We start from the raw sequence: 21,811 nt of genomic DNA, 5'->3' as shown, positions 1-21,811 counted from the left end.
GGATTCCCCGTAGTACTTTGAGACAATCTCAGGCCCGTTAATGGCTATGAAGTAGGCATTAGTCTCTGTGGCAACTGCCTTAGCGAGCAGGGTCTTACCAGTTCCAGGAGGACCGATTAAGAGGACGCCTTTAGGAGGCTCAATACCAAGGTACTCAAAGATCTCTGGATGCCTAAGTGGTAGTTCAACGAGTTCCCTAATCTTTTCCTTAGCCTCCTTCAGATCACCAATGTCCTCCCAAGTAACCCTCGGTATGTTCACGTTCTCTACGGGCTTCTCATAAATCATCAAGTTAGTGTCCTCGTCGATTATTACCGGCGTGTCGTTTGGTTTAGCCTGCACCACCTGGAATGTCAGTGGTTGTCCAAGCACTTGTATCTGCACTAGGTCGCCCTCCATTAGCACGTAATCCCTGAGCTTCTGCTTTGTGTATTGGACAAAGTTCTGGTCAACACTAATCGTCATGTTAACAGGCGCTAACTTAACGGTGCTCGCTCTCTTTGCCTCAACCTTCTTAACCCTGACCTTCTGGTCAATCTCCACATTAGCGTTCTTCCTAATGATGGCATTCATCCTAATGATGCCCTTACCCTCATCCTCGGGAAGTCCGTACCAAACCTTGGCCGCAGTCTTCCTCTTACCCTCAATGAGTAGTATCATGCCGGGCTCAATACCGTAGTTCCTCATGACCTCAGGATCAACCCTAACAATCGGTCTCTGGGCATCTCTCTGCTTCGCCTCCTTCACTATCAATTCAATCCATTCATCAGCATGACTACCCTCCATCATATTCCCACACCCTTATTACTCCGTGGAATTAAAAAACTTATTGCGCTATTAGTTTTCACTTGGTTTGTTACTTTAGATTGAAGGAGACTAGAAACCAAGCCTTGTGAAGTACTCAAGCTCAATACTGCCAATACCCTCAATGCCACTTAGTATATTCTCAACCTCATCGCTGGAGTGCTCCTCGGATTCCTCGGGCATCCTTATGTAGACCCTGAGCGCCTTTATGCCGAAGCCTATGTCATCCTCCTCAACCTTATCAACCTTATACTTAGGCTCAAGGGCCTTCTTTATCTCATTCTTTAACTCCTCATAATTAACATCCGATTTACTCGGTGTAACCCTGTAAACGAGGTATACCTCCGCCATAGTATTGACGTGGTAAAATTAAGCATTTATTAACCCTTCTATGGACGGTAATATGAATGGAGAGGGGACTGACGATAGTACTGATAGCATCACTAGCCTTTTTCTCCGTTGTACTCGTGAGGTTCTCCATACCATCACTACTGCCATACCTAATCGGGCTAAATGGCATTAGTACCATGATGGGAGGCTTAATAATTTCGGCCCTCTGGATCGGCTATACGATATTCCAGGTCATAGGTGGATTAATAGTTGATAGGTGTGGATATAACATCGTTATTTACGTACTAATACTAATTTCAATAATTAATGCCCTTTACCCAATCATCATTAACCAATACTACCTATTATTAATTATTCAGTTTATTATGGGCTCATTACTCGCAGTGACCTACGTGGCCTTAATAAGCATGGTCCTAACAAACTATAGCAGGGGGGGCCTTGGCGCAGGTATTTACCAGAGCATGTTCTTCCTGGCATCATCAATCTCGATAATGGTGTCGCCACTATTATTCTCGATAAATAAATTTGTACCGTTCATCACGTTCTCGATCATAGTCATTTTATCAGCAATACTTGTGACTAAGATTCCAGAGAGTTGTAGGGTTAGTAGTACCATTTACATAGGCCCTGGCGACCTTAGGATATTGGGTATGGGCTTCATTAGGTTGTCCTCGGGCTTCTCATACCTTGGTTTTCTTAGTTGGTCAACTTACTACGTTGTTCACGTACTTAAGGTTTCACCATCACTTAGTGGCTTTTATGCCTTCCTGGCGTCCATAATGGGGGGGTCTGTTGGTGCAGTGATTGGTGGGTACCTGGGTGATAAGGTGGGGGGGTACGCATTGCCGAGTATCTTATCCTCACTAATGTTGGCAATAATAGTCTCGGTTATACCTAGGCTATCAATTATATACCTACTGGCCTTCTTAATGCTACTTCTGGGCTTCTTCTACGGCTTTTACGCAGCGCCCTCAATAGCCATTTCAAGACTCGCACCAAATATTGGGGGGGCAGCCAGTGGATTTCTTAATTTCATGAGCCAATTAGGTGGTTCAGTATCACCATACGTAATTGGCTTTCTACTTCAATATTACAACTTCCCGGAAACACTACTAATTATAGGTGTTACATCAATGGTATTAGTAATTATCGGGGGGGCGGCGCTATTATTTTATCGAAAAATTACTTAATAAGGTATACTGGCAATGACTCATCCAGTACTTCGTAACTCCCAGCAGGCTTCCCGAACTTAATCTCCCTAATCTTATGCATGGCCTTCAGCTCAGGCTCCAGGGGGGGCTTAAGGACCTCTGGCGCGTATATGACCCCCCCATCAATAGGCTCATTAAGGCTTAAACCAGCCCTATTCTTATACGTCCATATCGTCCTGTTAAACTCCATGAATGGCTCAAGCATGTTAAGGTACTCCTTATTATCGAATCTTGGGTCTGGATCCTCAATCAACTGCCTATGTATTGACTCGCCGTATAGGCTCCTCCATACTTGATCAGTCACAAAGGGCATTATGGGCGCCAGAAGCTTAAGCACTGTCCTTAAGACCCTATACAACGTGAACCAGGCACCCCCCCTCTGTTGCCTCTCCGTGAATAGGCCATCCCTATTGTAAGCCCTCGATTTAACAGCCTCTAGGTAGTGATCGGCAAAGACGTGCCACGTAAAGTCATAAAGTATGTTTGCTGGCACGTAGACGTCAAAGTCATTATACGCATTCAAGGAAGCCCTAATTACCTCATTCAACTTAGCCAGTATCATTAGGTCAAGGGATGTTAATTCATAGTCATCATTAACCTCTGGGAATGAGGATATAAACCTGGCGATGTTCCACAACTTAATCGCGAAGTCATGACCAGTCCTTATTAATTGTTCACTATACCTATAGTCACTGCCGAGCTTTGCCGACGCCGCGGCCCAGAACCTCGCTGCATCTGCGCCGTACTTCTCCACTGGCGGTATTGGATCTATTATATTGCCCTTGGATTTGTGCATGGCCTCGCCCTTCTCGTCAAGTCCCATACCGCTTATCCTAACGTACTTGAAGGGTGGCTTGCCGTAGAGTAGGTATGCCCTAACCACTGAGTAGTATAGCCAAGTCCTGATTATGTCATAGCCCTGGGGGGGCCTAAGTATGCTGTGTGGGTAAACCTTCTCGAAAGCCCTTATATTGGGCTTTGTGTAACCTGTGGCGTATATCCAGGATATTGATGAGTCAAACCAGGTATCCAACACCCTATCCTCACCCACTAACTTACCACTTGGGCACTGTTCCTTAACCTCTGGCGGCGGCTCATCCCTCCATGGCCTATAGTACCTGCCTGGCTTTGGAACGATGGGCCTTGCATTACCCTCCTCATCAATGCAGTACCAAATCGGTATTTCAGTGCCGTAGTACCTACGCCTCGATATTGGCCAGTCAAACTCGAGGGATTTAATCCAGTCAATCAGTGTTTGTGCGTATTCAGGTGGTTTAATAATCATCTCCTTCTGTACAAGCCTTACTAATTCATCCTTAAACTGAAGCTGCTTTAGGAAGTACTCCTTAGTCACTATTATCTCTATCGGCGTCTTACACCTCCAGCAAATTGGTACCGTATGCCTAAGAGCCTCCCTCTTAACAAGTAGGCCGGCCTCCTGAAGGTCCTTAATTATCACCTCCCTGGCCTCTCTAACATTCAGTCCCTTATACTTACCGGCCAACTCATTTAATGTGCCGTCTGGATTAACCACGATCTTCATGGGTAGTTTCAACTCATTAACAACCATTAAATCCCTGGTATCGCCAAAGGTACTTATCATCTCGAGACCAGTACCAAAGTCTGGCTTAACCGATGGATGTGACACAATAGGGACTTCCTGATTTAACGGAGGAACAATGGCGTGCAAGCCCTCCAACCTCCTGTACCTATTATCGCTTGGGTTGAAGGCCACGGCCACCGTGCCGGTAATAACTCAGGCCTTGTGGTCGCTATGATTATGTCCTCACCAGTCTCCTTAACCTTAAACTTGATGTAGTTCAGGTATGAGTCCTCCTCCCTATACTCAACCTCGGCCTCGGCCAACGCGGTTCTACACCTTGGGCACCACAGGTTGGTCTACTTGTCTCGTAAATCAAGCCCTTATTCCACAGATTAATGAAGGTCTCCTGTGTAACCCTCCTGTACTCCTCACTGTCTGTGCCGTTCCTCCAGTAACTGAAGGAACCACCCCCCCAACGCCTGAAAATACTCACGAACTCGCCTTCATACTCATCAAGGAACTTCCTACATAACTCGAGGAACCTTTCCCTGGGCACCTCATACATGTTTATGCCATAGGTCTTCTCGACCTGAACCTCGACAGGCAGTCCATTCCTGTCAGCATAGAATGGGAATATTACGTTATAACCCCCTCATCCTAAAGAACCTGGCAATCATGTCGATTTGCGCGTAATGCGCTATGCCGCCGATGTGGGGGGGTCTCCCTGATGGGTATGGCGGTGGCGTGTCTATTACTAACGTCGGCCTCTTCTCATCAATCTTAACCTCGAATAAGCCCTCCTCCTCCCACTTCTTGAGTAATTCTAATTCCTTTGATGGGTCCCATCTCTTCTCCTGAAGTCTTGGTTTGAACTCCATACCAATAAAGGTCCCAATACACAGCATAAGAGTACCTTTAAAAGATAACTCATCTATGTTGCGTAATAATATATGAATGCTCGTTAAATACCTCCGTAAGTTACCAGCAAATAAGTTTTTAAACCATGACTTCTTGAGGGTTGCTTGTGGAGGTATTGTACAGGGACTTTGCGATGTCATTTGAGGGTAAGGACAAGGTACTTGGCGAATTCCTGATTAAGTTCACCGCGGACAGGCCGGGGATACTCGCTGCTCTATCCAATGTCTTTGCTGATCACGGGATAAACATACTCAACATATCAGTCAATAGGACGCAATTACTACTGCACTTCGTGGTTGACCTCACAAACATGGATACATCATTAAATGATTTAGAGAAGGAGTTGAAGAAATTCTCCTTCGTTGAGTGGGTTAGGTATAGGATTGTTGAGAGGGAGGCCTTTATGGTGCCGTCAATGATAATGCCCACCTTCAGGGATAGGCAAGTACTGGTGGTGGAGCTTGAGAAGGTTAAGGACCTATTAACAAATCCGGAGTTTAGGAGGATAATTAGGGACTTGGGGGGGATCTATGATGCCTCACTACTACGTAATAGCAATCTAGGTGAACTCATTAAGATGGGGGGGCAATTCAGGGGGGGATTAGGCAAGGTTGTGCTTATTGAGAGGAATGGCACTATCACCATTAAGTCCTGCTCTGAATTAAATGATAAGCACGTAATGGAGGAATTAATGATTGAGTACTACACGGGATTCCTGTCACAGATCCTAAAGAGTAATGTTGAAGCAGTAAGTAAGAACTACGAGGGGGGGATTGCGTATCCATAAGTTTCAAGGCCCTTAAATGAGCCAAATACCTCTCCAATAAGCCTGCCCTGTTCATCAATTCACAAACCCTACACACATCACTAGACGTTGGTTCACCGCAATACTTGCACCTCTTCAATGGTACATTCACAGCCCTCTCGCCCATTAAGTTTGCCAGTGAATCGCCGAAGGATACCAGGGAATACTTAATATTCGGATTATCCCTTTCCCAGCGGGCGAGCGTGAACTTAAGCTCATACCTGGGATTACTATATACGAAGGGGCACTCAAGCTCCATCAGTGGTATACCGTGGTAGTGGGCATATATGGCGATCTCCTCCTCCCTAACGAAACGAAGGGGGCTTAATCCTTGGTATGAAGCCCTCCCTATCCACCTCGGGCCTTGGACCGAACCACGCGAACCTATCCAAGTCATTACTAAGCACGTTAAGCAACACCGTCTGAGCCTCATCATCCAGGTTATGCCCAGTGGCTATCTTCGTTAGGCCTAGTTGGCGGCCGATTATGTTCATTGCCCTACGCCTTAGCACGCCGTCTATGGTGCACATATGCACATTAATGCCCCCCCTGGACCATAGCCCATGCGCCACGTCACTGGCGGTTACACCGAATATCTCCTTGAAGGTGTATACCCTATAGGGTATGTTGAATTCCTCACTCAATTTCTGCACATAATCAACCCTAGCCATCCTATAGAAGCAGCTATAGGGATGACCCTCATTAATGCTAAACGCCACCAACTCGACATCCCTAGGTATCTTGCCCTGCCTCCTAAACTTACCCAGTAGGTACATTAGGGTTAGGCTGTCCTTACCACCACTAATTGCTATACCAACCTTATCACCATTACTTATTAATCGATACTTCCTAATGGTCCAAAGCACCGTATCCTCAATAGACTTAAACAGGCAGTTGAGACAAAGTCTCTCACCACTGGATACTCTATAGTAGTTTGCTGGTCTCCTGCCGCACCTCGTGCACATTGGAATATCCATAATCCTATTGACACGTTTTAACAAACCCATTCTTAAATTACTATGCTACTCCTCAGAATAACCACTCCATCTCCTGTAAAGGTCATTTTCAATACCCAGCAGGTCAAGGACCCTACCAACTATGAAATTCACCATATCATCAATAGTCCTCGGCCTATTATAGAACGCGGGGGGGGCTGCAGGCATTACAATGGCGCCTGCTAACGTAACTAATTCCATGTTCTTAATATGTATTAGGTTGAGCGGCGTCTCTCTAATTACCAAGATTAACTTCCTCCGTTCCTTCAGCGCCACATCGGCCGCCCTAGTAATTAGGTTATCCGTTATTCCATGGGCTATGGATGCCAGGGTCTTCATTGAGCAGGGAATGATTACCATACCATCATGCTTAAATGACCCGCTGGCTATTGGTGCGCCTAGTTCATCCTCATTGTAAACCCTGTTTGCAAGTTTCAATATTGACTCCTTATCGAGACCAACCTCATGTCTCAATATTTCAACTGCGGTATTACTCATGACCAGGTAAACCTCCGAGTCCTTTGCATACCTCCTAATCATCTCAAGGAATCTCACGCCATAAATAACACCACTTGCCCCCCCCGTTATACCAACCACTATTCTCCTCACAGCACTAATGAAGGGGTACTAATAATATAACATTAATGCCTGGTTTTGCCAATTACATATATTATATATACCTATATAAAAATATTTTAAAAGAAATATCCAACAATTATGTTTTATTATTCTTTATTAACCCTATCATACGAACCATTATCTACCGGGTAATAATATTAGATCCTCCACATTCTGCGTCTTACTTCTCGAATTCTCCCTATATAGCAAGTCCCTTATTGCAATTCTAATAGCCTCACTCCTACTCGGGAATACGCCCTGCTTTACAAACTCATCCAACTCCTCAAGCATTTGCTTGGGTATGTGCACGCTTATCAGCACCATTTTTTCCTTCGCCTTGGTCTTTGGCATGATAGATTAGATAATTACAGGATTTATTAAGATTCTCTACCGTGAACTCTGTAAGTATTTTCGATCGAATGCATTAACAATATTTACAAAGTGCTAATTTTATGCACCCACGTCCTTTATGGACTCAAATATCGAACGCCTATAATACCTCTTAGATATGTCGGGTGGTACGTTCGTTAATTCATCCTCAGGTAATATACTAATAACATCCCAAGCAATATCGAGCGTCTGCTCAAAGGTTCTCCTCTCGTAATAGCCCTGATTAATGAACCTACGCTCAAACTGCTCAGCAAACCTGAGATACCTCCTCTCACGCCAACTCAGGTTAGTCTCACCAACGAGTAACGCTAGGTTCCTAACATCCAATGACCTTGAGTAGGCGGCAATTAATTGATTGGCCACGTACTTATGGTCATCCCTCGTCTTACCCTCGCCAACCGCGTCCTTCATGAGCCTCGATAGGCTCATTATCACGTCAAACGGTGGGTAAATACCCTTACCCCCCCACAGAGTCCTACTGAGCACTAGTTGTCCCTCGGTTATGTAACCCGTCAGGTCAGGTATTGGGTGCGTTATATCGTCGTGAGGCATCGTCAATATTGGGAACTGCGTAATACTGCCCTTCTTACCCTTAGCCCTGCCAGTCCTCTCGTAGATAGTCGCGAAGTCCGTGTACATATAGCCTGGATAACCACGTCTGCCAGGTAGTTCACCCTTCGATGATGATAATTCCTAAGTGCCTCCGCATAATTCGTCATATCTGTCAATATTACTAGCACGTGATAATCCCTATACCACGCCAGGTACTCAGCAATTGTTAATGCGGTTCTCGGTGTTAGTATTCTCTCGGCAATTGGATCACTCGCTAGGTTCAAAACCATGACAAGCCTCCTCAACGCGCCAGTCCTCCTGAACTCATTCAAGAAGAATAAAGCCTCCTCAGACTTAAGGCCCATTGCGGCGAAGATTATTGCGAACTCCTCCTCATGACCCCCCCTAACCGTTGCCTGCCTAGCTACCTGGGCAGCTAACATGTTGTGCGGAAGCCCCCCCGTGCCACTGAATATAGGTAGCTTCTGACCCCCCCTAACCATTGTGTTTAAACCATCAATAACACTTACACCAGTCTCTATTGGTTCCTCCGGATACTCCCTCGCATATGGATTTAGCGGTTCACCATTTATGTCTAGGTACTCCTCGGCTGGAGGCAGTGGTAATCCATCCCTTGGTTGCCCCCCCTTACCATCAAGAACCCTACCTAATAAGTCCTCAGTGACAGGCATCCTGAGAGTTCTTCCATAAAACTTCACAGTACTACCCCCCCTGGCAGGTAAACCGAGTGTACCCGTAAGTACCTGAGCCACTGCATAATCACTACCAACTTCAACGACTTGAACCATCCTAGGCTCTCCATCAGGGCCTATGACCTCGCCTATCTCGTTATATGCAACGCCCTTGGTCTTCTCGATAACTATCAATGGCCCCCCCTTAACCTCCCTAACCGTGCTGTAAGACACAATGCCTGGTACAGACTCTATGACCTTACTCATCGATTTACAGAGTTTTACAGCACTTATTAATTTTTATTCCACACGAAGACCACAGGATAAATTAATTTAGGGGGGGTTTCCGCACAATTATGAGGAGCGTCAGTGCCCACGCTTAAAGAGGCTGTTAAGCCACTAATTCCAAGGGAGCTTTGGGATAAGGTGCCAAGGAGCTTCGATATAATTGGCTCTAGGTCAGGCGCAGTTGCAATTATTGAGATACCACCTGAGCTTGAGGACTATAAATTTGTGATTGGAGAAGCAATAGTTAAATTGAACAAGCACGTCAAGGCCGTAGTCAGAAGAATCGGCGCGAGGGAAGGCGAATTTAGGCTATATAGGTACGAGGTCTTAGTCCCTGGGCCTACTGAGGTTATTCATAAGGAGGATAATTACTTAATTAAGGTGGACCCCCCCACCAAGGCCTACTTTTCACCTAGGGATCAGGGCGATAGAGAGGACATTGCCAGGCAGGTAATGCCTGGCGAGGTTATTCTATACCCCCCCTTTGCTGGTGTCGGCCCATACGCCATTACCATATTGAAGAGGCAGTCCTCGGTCAAGTTGATAATCGCCATCGAACTTAATGAATACGCATATTACTACATGCTTGATAATATTAAATTGAATAGACTCGAGGGCAAGGTACTACCGCTACTCGGCGATGCCTCAAGGTTAATGAGATTATTCTGTGGTGTCGATAGAATTATTCTAACTTTACCCCTGGGTGCTCATAGGTTTTTAATGCAATCATTGATGTGTATTAAGGATGGTGGTATTATTCATTTCTATCATTTAGGCACTGAGGAGAATCCTTACGGTGAAGCCGAGGGCTTGGTTAGGAATTACTGTGGTGATTTGGGTTATGATTGTCAAGTCATTAATAGGAGGATTGTTAGGGATTATGCTCCATATGTGTATAAGGTTAGGCTAGATATTAGAGTTGGTAAGTTTTAGACCTGTGTGTTAGGTTTATAAAACTACGCGTGTAAATCTATATGATGGAACAAAACGAACGCAGAAGGAGGCTCCTATTGATGATTGGACCACTTGAGGCTGAGGTTATTGGCATACTTAATGAGCTTAAGGAGGCTACGGCAATGACAATCTGGAGGAGTTGACGAAGAGGGGTAGGAAGACCGCCTACACCACGGTGCTCACGGTATTAAGTAGGTTATACACCAGGGGGATTTATTAATAAGCGTGAAAAGGTTGTAAATAATGTTAGGCAATTCGTATATGAACTTTCAATACCCTACGAGGTTAAGAACGAACTCATTAGGGAGCATATTGGCTTAATAATTAAGATGTTTGGTAAGGACGCCATTCAAATAATTAGGGACTATTTAAATGAGATTGTCGGGAAATAATTAAATCAATATTAATTTTAAATCACATGAATCTTGGTACCTCACCCTGCTCTCCCTGCTGACCCCTCTGTTGAGCAATACCTCTCTGCTCAATATAGAGTCTCAGTATGTCCGGTATCTCATTCTCATTCTCCATCTTCTTTAGTATGTCCACGTACCTACTCGTGTGATCTATATCAAGCCTAACAAACTCAATTGCTATATCCCTAAGTCTCTCCTCCAACTCCTTCAGCATGTCTATGGGCATTATCGATGTTATCATTGGGTTGTTCAACCAGGACTCAAAGTCCTTGAGCGTCCTCTCTATGTAGTATAGCATTGCCTGCGCTGATAGTAATAGTGATAATCTATCCTGGCTAACTATATAGTCGCCGTACTTCTGAAGCTCATCCATGAACTTCCTCTGGTCCTTAACCCAATTCTCCAGCCTAGTTATTAACCCAGCTATATGGGCTCTAATTGCCTGCCTTTTCAGATCCTCGGAACCCATATCCCTTCCTGATTAATCACGTAGACCTCTCTATTAAACCTTTTGTATTTATTAAGTGTTAAAGAATACCGAGTATTATCCCCCCCAGTATTATCATCGTCAGTATCGGCAGTATTATCAATACCGTGAAGTGCTTCTTCCAATCCATGACACCTCTCTCCGCAGCCCTTACCATACTACTAAAAGAATCACCAATTAACCTAACGCCCTCAACAAGCACCGGGTAGTACCTCACACTAGTTTTCCTTAGATCATCAATACAGCGCTTTACGCTCTTCCTTACATTCCTTATTATTAACTCATGACTTATTGAATCACCAACAACCTTATAGCCTCTACTTCTCGTGAACCTGGCAATACCCGTGTATTGGTGATTATCTGTGGTTAAGACCTCGACGATGTCGAAGCCACTTCTGAACTCATTAATTATTGCGTCGGCCAACTCCCTCCTCAAGTTATTACCATCAAATATGACCAGCAGGACTCTCTTACCATTTATCTCTAGGCCCCACGTTATTAGACCATTATCACCAATTTCAAATTGTATAGGTCCAAAGGCATATTTAGGCACATGATTCACACATGACTTTATTTCAAGCCTTTGATCCTCTAACTCCCCCCCAATCCTACTCAGTAATTGGGCTAATTCATTAATGTCATTTTCATCCCACGTATTATCATCTGAGTAATAATTCTGGGCATCAATCAATATTACATTATCCCAATCAAGCCTTACTCTCTTTCTCAATTCCTCATAAACACTGAGAGGGATATCATCGCTGGACTTAACGAGCCGACTAATGATCACGAGGGACTTCCCACATAAAGGTACGTGGGTTACCCTGAAATTACGACTTTCTATTTGAACAGGCATCTTCCCAACGCATACATTGCCTGTGCTACGCTCATTTAGTGACTCTTTAACCTTGGTAGCCACCACCCTAACTATCTTACGCACATCAATTCTAGTTGCCGGGTCCAACTCATGACTACCAACACCGTGCATATAAACCACGGGGGGGTTCACATAACGACTTACCTCACTAACGAGATCACTAATTAGGTAACCACCACCAACCTTAGCTATTGGCCCAGCATGAAGTTCAGGTATGGTGACCACATAAGCGTTATTATCATTATTAAGTATAAACAGGTGTACTTTAACGTCCCTAACAATGGATCTTTTACTTAGCTCTCTCTCAAACGGCTCGGAATACTCAAAGAGGGCCGTGTATAAATATGAACTAAATAACTTAAATATATCAATACCACCGTAAGATGCCTCAAACTTAAAGATCACGTAGTAAATGAATAGGAAGGAGAACACGTAAAACGCCGAGTCTAAAATAACGTATTTTATGGGATCTATTGTAGTAATTAAAAAATACGATATCAATTGAATAATTAATATGCCCGGTAAGGTATAGAGCGGATATGCGATGTATCTCTTCATCGAACCCCCCCCATTATGTTCAAGACCCCCCCTCAGAACCATTATCATGGCACTTAGTGGCAAGACAAAGGATAATGCACCAAACCCAACAACGAATTTATGCGTGGCTAAGGTAATCAGTAGGTCTATTACGGCTGCGAGCGCCGTACTAAATAGCGATAATGTCGTACCAAAGCCCCTATATGATTGAGTGAATACCATTACCCTAAGGGTTATGAACACCGATAAGAACATAATGCCATAAATAACCAATGATTTAAAGTACATAATTAATGACTCATGTACATATAGGCTCATTAGGTAAGGAACTATAATGATTAATATCATTAATGAGTACTTTAATGAATCCCCCCCTCCTCTAAATACTATTGTATAACCATGCTCAAATGACCTACCCTTCTTCACGCAAGCTGAACCTGCACCTCTAGATTATTTAAAGATCACTCATTATGTGCAATACGCTGAACTAACTCGAGGAGGACACCATTAAGCTCTTTGGGTGTATGAACGTGACAATACCCTCAGCGCCTTTACTTGGCTTACCAGTAAGTGTGAGACCCACCTCCTGCACCCTCTTAATGAACCCATCCAAGTCATCAACCTCAAGGGCTATGTGATGAATACCCTCACCCCCCCTACCCTCCAGGAACTTAGCCACTGTGGAACTTGGATTAAGTGGTTCAAGTAATTCAATCCTAGTATTACCAAGCCACACCATCACGACTTTAACCCCCCTGCTCCTCAACAATTATTGGATCACTGACCCTAAGTCCTAATTTCCTGAACTTCTCAACAGCACTGTTGAGGTCTTTAACCGCAATGGCCACATGATCAAGCCTCGGCTTCTCCATACCGAGCAGTTTCCTCGCAGCCTCCTGCGGTGATAACCTGCCATTAATTACATCGCCCTCTAGGTCCTTACTTTCATCAAGTCTCTTCTCAAGTAGGTCATAGGCATAAAGCCTCATCTCAAGCAATCTCCTGCTTATTAGGGATTCACCCAACTTACTATTATTGCTCAATTCCCTAAACCTATCATCAATTAACCTAAGTAACTCATCGACTCCATAACCATATAAGCCAGACACCTTAATCACGGCAGGTTTCCAAGAGTCACCCTTGACCTCCCTCATCATGTCGACCATGGCCAGTAAATCCCTATATGTCGACTCAGATGCTTGGTTATCAGACTTTGAGACGACGTATATATCCCCCAATCTCCATAAGACCACTCTTGAGGGCTTGGATCTCATCACCGGAGAGTGGTGGTACCAGTACGAGTATTGTGTCGGCCACATACTTAACGTCCGTGTCCGACTGCCCAGCACCGACAGTCTCAATGAATATGTAATCCGCGCCGGCGTACTCAAGTATGTTCACCGCAGCTATTGTCGCGTAATTAAGCCCACCACGAATACCCCTGGTCGCCATACTCCTAATGTATATGTTGGGTCTTGAGGTGAGTTCCTGCATTCTAATTCTATTGCCCATGAAGGAACCTCCAGTGAATGGGCTGGATGGATCAATGGTAAGTATTGCAATCCTCCTGTCCTGTGGTATTTTCCTTGCCATCGTATATATTAAAGTACTTTTACCCGAACCTGGAGGACCGGTTATGCCTATTACGTGGCTCTTACGTTGTATATTTAATGGAATCTCAATACCCTCCTCAGCCAGAGTTATTAATTTAGCAATGGCTGCTTTATCCCAACTACGCGCCCTTTCAAGTAATTCATTAATACTCATTGTACAACACCCACGAGCTTCTTTACTATATCGATAATTTCCTTAAGCGGCGTGCCAGGTCCATAAACACCAGCGACACCCATCTTTAATAATGCATCCCTATCCTCAGGAGGTATTATCCCACCAACAAGTACAGGTATATTCACACCTCTCTCCTTCATAATCCTCATTAACTCACCCACAAGCTCCATGTGAGAGCCAGACAATATGCTGATGCCTATTAACTTCGCATCCTCCTGAATCGCGGTCTCAACAACCTGGCTAGGCGTCTGCCTAATACCCGTGTAAACAACCTCAAAGCCGGCCTCGGCCAATGCCCTGGCAATGACCTTGGCACCTCTGTCATGCCCATCAAGACCAAGTTTGGCAATGATTACCTTAGGCTTAGGCATACTTCATCACTAACCATGTTTCATACCCTAAAAATCTTTTCCTTAGTAAATTGATGGTGGTTTATACTCACCCCCCCATATATCACGTAGTACACTTGATATCTCACCAACGGTTGCCTTAGCCCTAACTGCATTTAGTATGTATGGGAACACATTCTCATCCTCCCTATCAGCCGCCCTCCTCAACTCATTGAGTGCCCTCTCCCAGGCCTCCCTATCACGGTTCTCCCTAACCTCCCTAACGCGCCTAATGCTCCTCTCCCTAGACACTGGGTCGACCTTATGAAGCTCTATGTGGAGTTCCTCCTCTTCCCTAAACATATTCACGCCAATCACGGCTATCTTGCCCTCCTCAACCATCCTCTGGTATTGATACGCGGACTCGGCAATAGCCCTTTGTGGATAACCAATCTCCACGGCCTTCGTCATACCACCAAGCCTATCAATATAATCAATTATTTTCATGACCTCCTCCTCTATTGTATCCGTAAGCCACTCAATGTAGTACGAACCACCCAGCGGATCTATTGAATCAACGACTCCACTCTCATACGCTATCACCTGCTGAACCCTTAATGCCAGCTTCACGGACTTCTCGGTAGGTAACGCTAACGCCTCGTCATACGCATTAACATGGAGCGATTGGGCACCGCCAAGCACCGCGGCCAGTGCCTGTATCGTTGTCCTAATAATGTTGACCTCGGGCTGCTGGGCCGTTAACGTAGCCCCCCCGACGTCTGTACATGGAATTTCAACCTCATCGACTCAGACTTTCTGGCGCCAAACCTCTCCCTCATAATCCTCGCATATAACCTACGGGCTGCCCTGAACTTCGCAACCTCCTCAAAGAGGTTTGTCGTTGCTGCGAAGAAGAAGGATAACCCCGGTGCAAAATCATCGACATTCATCTTCCACCTATTTATAACCCAATTAGTGTACTCAATGGCATCGGCTAGGGTGAAGGCTAGCTCCTGGACTGCCGTGGCCCCCGCCTCCCTAAAGTGATAACCACTGATACTTATTGGGTGCCACTTTGGCATGTTTTTTGATGTGTAGGCTATTATGTCCGTCGTATACCTCATCGAGTGCAGTGGCGGGTATATGTATAGGTTCCTGGCTATGAACTCCTTGAGTATGTCATTCTGTATCGTCCCATCAAGCACCGCCTTATCAATACCCCCCCTACTCTCGGCGACTGTTATGTACATGGACAGTATCTCCGCTGCCGTGGCATTTATGGTAAACGACGTGGTTATTTTACCAATGTCAATACCATCAAAGAGTATAGACATGGAAATAACTTCAGGAACTGAAACACCGACTTTACCGACCTCAGGATACGCGAGTTCATGGTCAGGGTCAAGGCCTAACTGCGTCGGTAAGTCAAATGCGACACTCAAGCCGGTCTGTCCCTGCGATATGAGGAACTTATACCTCCTATTTGTATCCTCAGGCGACCCGAAGCCTGAGTACTCCCTAAACGTCCATAGCCTTGACCTATACATGCTTGGGTATATACCCTGGTGAATGGGTACTCACCTGGGAATCCCAACCTGTCCAGGTAATCGCCCTTAATATCTAGTGGTGTGTATAGTGGTTTTATCTCAATTCCAAATGATGATATGAATTTCCTCCATTCAGGTAATTTCTTAAGGGTTGGCAGTAGGAATTCTCTAACCCACTCATCATACTTTTCCTTAATCCTATCCGTACTCTCCATTAATAATTTACAAATAATTATTAGCTAATAAATCTGTCTTTATTCCGTGACATCACTTAACAAATAATTCACGGCATCATCAACAGTCCTAAATACACGACCACTACCCACGCAGTACATGGCCTGGGCGACCAACTTATCGGCATGATTCATAATACTAATTACATTAATTGTTAATTGATAATCATTGAGCATGGATGACGCTATCCTACCGCACTCCCTTAACTTAACCCTTATGGTATCTAGCGCCTGCACATCGGGCGTCGTCGCTATTATCCAGCCAAGCGGCCCCCCCTTAAATCCGCGACATAGCTCGGCAATTTTGGACATTAGTAGGCCCTCCACATTCCTAATCCTGGTTAACCTGTCATCGGTGCCCTGGACCAGGTAAGCATTTAACTGCATGGATAATGCCATGACTATCGATGCTATTTTACCAACCGCATTACCACCGAAGTTGAGCCTAACATTGTTTGCTATGTTCGATAATTCATCTAAACAACCCATAAGCCTTATTGGCGCTGAATCCTTACGAACCCTAACCCTCCTGCCGAACAATGGTATTACGCTATAGCCACTATCGCCAGGGCACTTGATGCTATCATCAACCTCTTTACAATCCGCAAACAAAGGTAAGCGGCACTCATTACTCATTATTACAAGTCACGTATAATCATTATATAAACTTAATTCGTTATTAAATTCAATTAAGATTAACCCTAGACTCGAGCTGTGGAATAACGAAATCAAGCCCTAAACGCTTCAGGGTATCCTTCCTCGGTATGCCCCCCCTCTCATCCCAACCCCCCTCAATTCGTAATACCAACTAAGCATTTTCTGGTAGCCATCATAATCAAGCTTAGCACCCTTAAGTGGCCCCCCCTTACTTAACGGTCTCTTGAACCACTTGGCAGGCGGTGTGTCGTAAGTCCTATCCCAATGACCATACTCCCTAATCCAGAACACCCTAATCAGCGTATAAATCCTATTATTTATTGTATTTAGTACCTCCATGTTCATGTCCATGCCCGTGGCAGCCTTGAATAGGCGGAAGTACCAGTCAAGCTCAAGCCCAACCTCAACCCATGGGAACCTACACGTCACTATGGTCTCGAATAGGCCGCCCCCCCTAATGTTCTGCATCTCCACAAGCTTCTCAACCTTCTCCCTGGTATAGTCAAACCTACCCCCCCTCTGAACCTCCCAGGATATTAACCAGGCATCCTTATGATGAGCGCCAATGGGGGGGCTCGTGGAGAACGCGAGCGCCATTCCAGGCGCTGCGTGGCAATCATAGGCGCTTATCTCGAGACCCTTAACATGCATTGCGAATTCCGTGGCCCCGGGCCCAACTCCATCGATGCAGCCCTAACGCCCTTACCAAGTAACTTGCCTAATTCCGTCCTTTGCAGCGCTATGTCCATGGCCACCTCAGCAGCCCTCTTATAATCACCCCACTCAATCTTATCCTTAAGGAGGCCCTTTTCCGAGGCCTCCATTGCAAAGCCCAGTGTGGAACCTAGCTTATCGTGTCCATGCCCATCATGTCCGCAATCCTATTGAGGTAGGCCACCTTCGTTAAGTCACCAATACCGAGGTTACTACCAAGCATTGCAATATTCTCATAATCAAGCTCCGCAAGTTCGCCCTCAGTGTCCTTAACCACATGACCACATGCCATGACGCACTGCGGGCAAGACCTCGTCATAACCTTACTCCTCTCAACCGCAAAGCCGCCTATTTTCTCGTACTCGTCGAATTGACCCTCGGTATAATTATACGTAGGCAACACACTAGCCTCCTGAGCCCACTCCACAGTTGATGTGGTGCCTTGCCTCATCCAGAATGGGTAATTAGGCTTGGATTTCGTAGCCACTATGGCATCAATACCTATCTTCCTAAGTGCTGGATCTGCAACCTTAACATCGCCATGGCCCCCCCTCATAACCACGGCCTTCAGGTTCTTACTACCCATGACGGCGCCAATACCGGGCCTACCGCCACTACGACCCTTCTGCGCAACAATGGTTGCAAATCTCACGAGCCTCTCACCGGCAGGCCCTATTAGTACCATGCCAACGTCACTACCATGGATCTTCTTCAACCTATCCTCTGTGGTGAAGGAGTCAAGACCCCCCCATAAATCCTCCGCACTACTAAAATCGACTCTAAACTCATCGCCCTTATTCTCGATGTATAGGTACGTGGGCCTCTCTGCCTTACCCTCGATTATTATCATGTCAAGGCCCGCCTTCCTCATGTGAATGGCTAACCATGAACCAACGTTTCCATCACCATAACCGCCAGTTAATGGGCTCTTGGCAGCCACGAGCAACTTGCCGCTGTTGGGTATTGGTAATGCCGTTAATGGACCAACGGCTAATATTAACTTATTTAATGGACCTAATGGGTCAGCGCCAGGTGGTAACTCGTCCCACAAAGTCTTTATCGCGAAACCCCCTACCACCAATGTAATTCTGGGCGAGTAATGGATCGAGCGATTGAACAACGAATTTCCTCTTGGATAGATCAATCCTTAATACATGCCCACCCCCCCATCCAAACATAACGGCGATTACCTAGGTCAATGCATTAAATAAATTTTTCTCAGTATCCAAAAATAAAGTAAATATAACTAATGAGAAGGTTATTTTACGAACTCATCACGAACATAAATAAGCCTACGCCCATCCACATCAAAAACCTCCACATCAACACCATACAACTCACTTAAAACCTTACCATTAATTATATCCTCTGGAACGCCCATCGCCATAACCTCACCATCCTTCAACGCCACAACCCAATCACTGGCTAACGCCAGGTCAATGTCATGACCGGCGGCTATCACCGTAACCCCCCCCTATCACTAACGATCCTCCTCAACGTATGGATAACCCTATACTTATTACCGAGGTCTAGGTTTGACGTTGGTTCATCCATCAACAGTAATGAGGCCTTCGAAGCCAACGCCCTCGCTATCAAAACAAGCCTCTTCTGGCCGGTACTCAATTCATCAAACCTTCTATTCGCAATATCATCTATACCCAGGTACTTAAGCACGGCAATTGCCTCATCCCTACTTACCCAACCACCGCCATTTCGTGAACTCATAACCACGTCAAGGGCCGTTAACGCCATTTGCGAGTAAATCTCGGCTGGCGAGTACGATACGTACCTCGGCAAGTCCCTAATCGGTACCTCACTAATGTTCTTACCATCAATGTAGATATAACCGCCAAAGAGCCTTGCATACTTTATTATGGCCCTAAGTAACGTGGTTTTTCCAGAACCATTGGGCCCGAGTATCGTTGTTAGGCTTGACGTTGGTATATTAAGCGCGATATCCCTAATGATCGGCTCCTCATAGCCGATCCTGGCATTCACGAATCTAACCACGTAATCACCCATTACGACCACCCCCTGAGCAATATTAGTAATACTGGGACACCAAAGAGGCTCGTTATTGCCGTTATAGGCATAACAACCCCGGGAACCAACACCTTGCTGGCAACATTTGCATAGAGCATTATTGTGGAACCTGAAATGACCGATAATGGTATAACCCTTGAATTATCGGAACTCGATATTAGTAATCGAGTTATGTGAGGAGTCATGAGACCCACGAAGCCTATGATGCCCGTGAAAGATACCGATACCGCAGTCACTAACCCAACTAAGGCAATTAGTAGGTTTCGGAATGCCCTAGGACTTACACCACCGGCCTGAGCCACCTCATCACTCATCATTAGTAAATTAATCTCATGACTACTCATGACTATGTACACCAGGATCGGCAAACTCACGCTAAGCATAACGATGTCCTCACCCCAATTAACACCACTCACGGTGCCGAACAATAAGTAAACAATTGCTGGTAATGTTGGGATTATGGTTAGTAAGTACGTGTCTAGTATCATTACGATTGACGAGAATAGTATTGAAACGGCAATACCTGCCAGGATGAGGGATAGCCAATACCCTCTGCCGAAAATCACCACAATCGCTGTGGCGAGTAGGGCGCCTAGGAATGATAGTATTGGCATGAGTATAATTGGTGAGATGAGGGGGACCTTGAATAGTGCATATGTTAATAAGCCCAGCAACGCCCCCCCAAATAACGCCCCCCCAGATGCCGTACCAGTCACGTAGGGTTCTGCAAGTGGGTTTCTAAACACGGCCTGCATGACGGCGCCAGCAACCGCCAAGTTACTACCAACTACCAAACATGCAAGTACCTCTGGTAGCCTAATATCCATTATTATAACTCTGTAGGTATTTGTTGGATCAAATAATGCCTTTAGTGGAATCGTAACTTCACCAATAATGAGGTTCAGGACAATGCCTATTAGTAATAATGGAATAAAGATCCAAAGGAATTTAATGATGAAGTCCTTTACCGTCGCAATCACCCATTGCTCAATGCAATGTTTAGGTTGGGCTTAACGTATTGATTAACCCACTGGGCACTTATATAGTGTGGTATGGCCGTTGAATTAAGGCCGAATGCGACTGGGTGAAGTATCATGGCGAGCAATAGAGCTCCATAAACAGAGAGTGGCCCAGGCTCCTCGATGAGGCTCTCCGCGAAATTACCAAGCACGTATATGTGGCCCTCCCTAACGGCATTCGTACTGTTTATTCCGGGTATTGAGAGTATTGCCTGGAGGGTTGCCGTGTAGTTGCCCATGAAGTCATCGGCGATTATATAGTCAGGGTTAACCGTGAGTAATTGGCTTGGGCTTACCGTGGGTACATGCCGTTGAATGGGTCGTAACCACCGGCTAGATTAATGTAGTAACCAACGAATGAGGAATTACCCGCGACGTAGATTGGGTTGTACCACGATATGTAGGCTACGGTTACCCTGGGCTCATTCGAGACCTTACCCTCTACGTAATTGATAACTGCATTCATGTGACTTATTACCTCCTCGCCCTTACCTGGAACGCCAAGTGCCTTAGCCATTAGCATTATGTCACTTTCTATGCCAGTCACGTTTGTATTGCTCGTACCACCTATGAATATCACGGTAATGTTAGCCGCACCTAACGTACCAACATTCTGCGTAAGCTGTGGCTGGAAACCAGCATCTGCGCAGAGTAGTGATGGGTGCGCGGTTATTATTGGCTCTATCGGTGGTGACCCATATATCGAGTTAATAGTGGTGGCGTTACTCGGCACTGTGACGTTTAGGTATTTAAGCAATTGCTCGGAGTAAATATCAATTAGAACAACCCTATCACCAAAGCCCAATGCGTATATTATTTGTGTGCAGTCAGGGCTTACGGTACCTATGGTGCTTGGTTGTGAGTATATCGTGATGTTACGGCCCAGGTAATCAACCACCGTTATTGGATAATTAACGCCAGCACCATGCATGCTCTGCCTTGATGATTGGGCTTGAGTTACGTAGTATAGGGCTATGATTACCACGGCGATTATTACGACTATTCCCACAACTAACGCTTTCGAAATTCCCCCCCTCGACATACGA

At 45.4% G+C, this 21,811-nt stretch carries 19 protein-coding genes and 6 pseudogenes; 3 read left to right on the top strand and 22 right to left on the bottom strand.

The window, feature by feature from the left end:
* Together JCM11216_RS09850 and JCM11216_RS09845 are read right to left on the bottom strand one after the other, a co-directional pair.
* Positions 1 to 789: AAA family ATPase (locus JCM11216_RS09850; RefSeq protein WP_243675967.1), on the bottom strand; the 789-nt coding region annotated here is incomplete at its 3' end.
* 87 nt (positions 790 to 876) lie between these two features.
* Positions 877 to 1,155, bottom strand: a complete 279-nt coding sequence (locus JCM11216_RS09845; protein ID WP_054854095.1) for an elongation factor 1-beta — start codon at positions 1,153 to 1,155, stop codon at positions 877 to 879.
* Positions 1,156 to 1,211: 56 nt separating this feature from the next.
* On the opposite strand from JCM11216_RS09845, the gene JCM11216_RS09840 reads away from it, so the two are divergent.
* A complete protein-coding gene (locus JCM11216_RS09840; RefSeq protein WP_054854094.1) occupies positions 1,212 to 2,345 on the top strand; it encodes an MFS transporter in 1,134 nt (377 codons plus the stop codon).
* Here JCM11216_RS09840 and JCM11216_RS18775 read toward each other — a convergent pair.
* Both JCM11216_RS18775 and JCM11216_RS09835 read right to left on the bottom strand, forming a co-directional pair.
* Positions 2,338 to 2,928, bottom strand: coding sequence for a class I tRNA ligase family protein (locus JCM11216_RS18775; protein WP_243675969.1), 591 nt, complete (start codon positions 2,926 to 2,928; stop codon positions 2,338 to 2,340). The two genes, JCM11216_RS09840 and JCM11216_RS18775, sit on opposite strands and share 8 nt — an antisense overlap.
* Before the next feature lie 180 nt (positions 2,929 to 3,108).
* Positions 3,109 to 4,787: pseudogene (locus JCM11216_RS09835) on the bottom strand (class I tRNA ligase family protein); the annotation flags it as partial.
* A gap of 173 nt (positions 4,788 to 4,960) precedes the next feature.
* On the opposite strand from JCM11216_RS09835, the gene JCM11216_RS18770 reads away from it, so the two are divergent.
* Positions 4,961 to 5,614 (top strand): ACT domain-containing protein, encoded by a 654-nt coding sequence (locus JCM11216_RS18770; RefSeq protein WP_243675968.1) that lies wholly within the window; start codon positions 4,961 to 4,963, stop codon positions 5,612 to 5,614.
* Here JCM11216_RS18770 and JCM11216_RS09825 read toward each other — a convergent pair.
* From JCM11216_RS09825 to JCM11216_RS09810, 4 genes and pseudogenes are all read right to left on the bottom strand, one after another.
* Positions 5,613 to 6,609, bottom strand: a pseudogene (locus tag JCM11216_RS09825) (TIGR00269 family protein); the annotation flags it as partial. The gene JCM11216_RS18770 and the pseudogene JCM11216_RS09825 overlap by 2 nt on opposite strands.
* A gap of 45 nt (positions 6,610 to 6,654) precedes the next feature.
* Complete coding sequence (locus JCM11216_RS09820; protein WP_054854092.1) at positions 6,655 to 7,236, bottom strand: UbiX family flavin prenyltransferase; 582 nt, start codon at positions 7,234 to 7,236, stop codon at positions 6,655 to 6,657.
* A 147-nt stretch (positions 7,237 to 7,383) separates the two neighbouring features.
* Positions 7,384 to 7,596 (bottom strand): ribbon-helix-helix domain-containing protein, encoded by a 213-nt coding sequence (locus JCM11216_RS09815; RefSeq protein WP_048056874.1) that lies wholly within the window; start codon positions 7,594 to 7,596, stop codon positions 7,384 to 7,386.
* A 99-nt stretch (positions 7,597 to 7,695) separates the two neighbouring features.
* A pseudogene (locus JCM11216_RS09810) lies at positions 7,696 to 9,146 on the bottom strand (V-type ATP synthase subunit B).
* A gap of 102 nt (positions 9,147 to 9,248) precedes the next feature.
* Between JCM11216_RS09810 and JCM11216_RS09805 the strand changes: the two are divergent.
* Entirely contained in the window at positions 9,249 to 10,100 is an 852-nt protein-coding gene (locus JCM11216_RS09805) for a class I SAM-dependent methyltransferase family protein (protein WP_054854091.1), read from the top strand.
* 435 nt (positions 10,101 to 10,535) lie between these two features.
* Here the strand turns inward: JCM11216_RS09805 and JCM11216_RS09795 are convergent, their stop codons facing one another.
* From JCM11216_RS09795 to JCM11216_RS09745, 14 genes and pseudogenes are all read right to left on the bottom strand, one after another.
* Entirely contained in the window at positions 10,536 to 11,003 is a 468-nt protein-coding gene (locus tag JCM11216_RS09795) for a DUF2153 family protein (protein WP_054854090.1), read from the bottom strand.
* A gap of 58 nt (positions 11,004 to 11,061) precedes the next feature.
* Positions 11,062 to 12,861, bottom strand: a complete 1,800-nt coding sequence (locus JCM11216_RS09790; RefSeq protein ID WP_054854089.1) for a DUF2070 family protein — start codon at positions 12,859 to 12,861, stop codon at positions 11,062 to 11,064.
* A gap of 61 nt (positions 12,862 to 12,922) precedes the next feature.
* Positions 12,923 to 13,201: a VOC family protein gene (locus JCM11216_RS18765; RefSeq protein WP_243675966.1), complete on the bottom strand. Its 279-nt coding sequence runs from the start codon at positions 13,199 to 13,201 to the stop codon at positions 12,923 to 12,925.
* Positions 13,182 to 14,202 (bottom strand): annotated as a pseudogene (meaB, locus tag JCM11216_RS09785) (methylmalonyl Co-A mutase-associated GTPase MeaB). Before meaB ends, JCM11216_RS18765 begins: the two are co-directional and overlap by 20 nt.
* The gene (locus JCM11216_RS09780; protein ID WP_054854088.1) at positions 14,199 to 14,594 is read right to left on the bottom strand and encodes a cobalamin B12-binding domain-containing protein; all 396 of its coding nucleotides are present in this window, start codon (positions 14,592 to 14,594) and stop codon (positions 14,199 to 14,201) included. The pseudogene meaB and the gene JCM11216_RS09780 overlap by 4 nt, the downstream one beginning before the upstream one ends.
* Before the next feature lie 42 nt (positions 14,595 to 14,636).
* A pseudogene (locus JCM11216_RS09775) lies at positions 14,637 to 16,099 on the bottom strand (methylmalonyl-CoA mutase family protein).
* Positions 15,991 to 16,314 (bottom strand): hypothetical protein, encoded by a 324-nt coding sequence (locus JCM11216_RS18760; protein ID WP_243675965.1) that lies wholly within the window; start codon positions 16,312 to 16,314, stop codon positions 15,991 to 15,993. The pseudogene JCM11216_RS09775 and the gene JCM11216_RS18760 overlap by 109 nt, the downstream one beginning before the upstream one ends.
* Positions 16,315 to 16,353: 39 nt before the next feature.
* The gene (locus tag JCM11216_RS09770) at positions 16,354 to 16,968 is read right to left on the bottom strand and encodes a hypothetical protein (RefSeq protein WP_054854087.1); all 615 of its coding nucleotides are present in this window, start codon (positions 16,966 to 16,968) and stop codon (positions 16,354 to 16,356) included.
* 49 nt (positions 16,969 to 17,017) lie between these two features.
* A pseudogene (locus JCM11216_RS09765) lies at positions 17,018 to 18,881 on the bottom strand (aldehyde ferredoxin oxidoreductase family protein).
* 80 nt (positions 18,882 to 18,961) lie between these two features.
* Entirely contained in the window at positions 18,962 to 19,165 is a 204-nt protein-coding gene (locus JCM11216_RS09760; protein WP_054854086.1) for a hypothetical protein, read from the bottom strand.
* A complete protein-coding gene (locus JCM11216_RS09755) occupies positions 19,162 to 19,725 on the bottom strand; it encodes an ABC transporter ATP-binding protein (protein ID WP_054854085.1) in 564 nt (187 codons plus the stop codon). Before JCM11216_RS09755 ends, JCM11216_RS09760 begins: the two co-directional genes overlap by 4 nt.
* On the bottom strand, positions 19,725 to 20,726 hold the full coding sequence (locus tag JCM11216_RS09750) for an iron ABC transporter permease (protein WP_054854084.1): 1,002 nt from the start codon (positions 20,724 to 20,726) through the stop codon (positions 19,725 to 19,727). Before JCM11216_RS09750 ends, JCM11216_RS09755 begins: the two co-directional genes overlap by 1 nt.
* Positions 20,723 to 21,004 carry a hypothetical protein gene (locus tag JCM11216_RS18755; RefSeq protein ID WP_243675964.1) on the bottom strand — a complete coding sequence of 94 codons (282 nt, stop codon included), beginning with the start codon at positions 21,002 to 21,004 and terminating at the stop codon, positions 20,723 to 20,725. Before JCM11216_RS18755 ends, JCM11216_RS09750 begins: the two co-directional genes overlap by 4 nt.
* A gap of 53 nt (positions 21,005 to 21,057) precedes the next feature.
* The gene (locus JCM11216_RS09745; protein WP_243675963.1) at positions 21,058 to 21,807 is read right to left on the bottom strand and encodes an ABC transporter substrate-binding protein; all 750 of its coding nucleotides are present in this window, start codon (positions 21,805 to 21,807) and stop codon (positions 21,058 to 21,060) included.
* Positions 21,808 to 21,811 lie beyond the last annotated feature (4 nt).

It is taken from the genome of Vulcanisaeta distributa JCM 11216, assembly GCF_001315985.1.
GTDB classification, from domain to species: Archaea; Thermoproteota; Thermoprotei; order Thermoproteales; family Thermocladiaceae; genus Vulcanisaeta; species Vulcanisaeta distributa_E.
This window is presented reverse-complemented; position numbering and strand designations above follow the sequence as displayed.

What these genes read in the sequence shown, in the direction of transcription:
- JCM11216_RS09755 (WP_054854085.1), bottom strand. Translation starts at nt 19,725, where the DNA reads ATGGGTGATTACGTGGTTAGATTCGTGAATGCCAGGATCGGCTATGAG.
- JCM11216_RS18755 (WP_243675964.1), bottom strand. Translation starts at nt 21,004, where the DNA reads ATGGGCAACTACACGGCAACCCTCCAGGCAATACTCTCAATACCCGGA.
- JCM11216_RS09780 (WP_054854088.1), bottom strand. Translation starts at nt 14,594, where the DNA reads ATGCCTAAGCCTAAGGTAATCATTGCCAAACTTGGTCTTGATGGGCAT.
- JCM11216_RS18775 (WP_243675969.1), bottom strand. Translation starts at nt 2,928, where the DNA reads ATGATACTGGCTAAGTTGAATGAGGTAATTAGGGCTTCCTTGAATGCG.
- JCM11216_RS18770 (WP_243675968.1), top strand. Translation starts at nt 4,961, where the DNA reads ATGTCATTTGAGGGTAAGGACAAGGTACTTGGCGAATTCCTGATTAAG.
- JCM11216_RS09745 (WP_243675963.1), bottom strand. Translation starts at nt 21,807, where the DNA reads ATGTCGAGGGGGGGAATTTCGAAAGCGTTAGTTGTGGGAATAGTCGTA.
- JCM11216_RS09795 (WP_054854090.1), bottom strand. Translation starts at nt 11,003, where the DNA reads ATGGGTTCCGAGGATCTGAAAAGGCAGGCAATTAGAGCCCATATAGCT.
- JCM11216_RS18760 (WP_243675965.1), bottom strand. Translation starts at nt 16,314, where the DNA reads ATGGAGAGTACGGATAGGATTAAGGAAAAGTATGATGAGTGGGTTAGA.
- JCM11216_RS09845 (WP_054854095.1), bottom strand. Translation starts at nt 1,155, where the DNA reads ATGGCGGAGGTATACCTCGTTTACAGGGTTACACCGAGTAAATCGGAT.
- JCM11216_RS09840 (WP_054854094.1), top strand. Translation starts at nt 1,212, where the DNA reads ATGGAGAGGGGACTGACGATAGTACTGATAGCATCACTAGCCTTTTTC.
- JCM11216_RS09770 (WP_054854087.1), bottom strand. Translation starts at nt 16,968, where the DNA reads ATGAGTAATGAGTGCCGCTTACCTTTGTTTGCGGATTGTAAAGAGGTT.
- JCM11216_RS09815 (WP_048056874.1), bottom strand. Translation starts at nt 7,596, where the DNA reads ATGCCAAAGACCAAGGCGAAGGAAAAAATGGTGCTGATAAGCGTGCAC.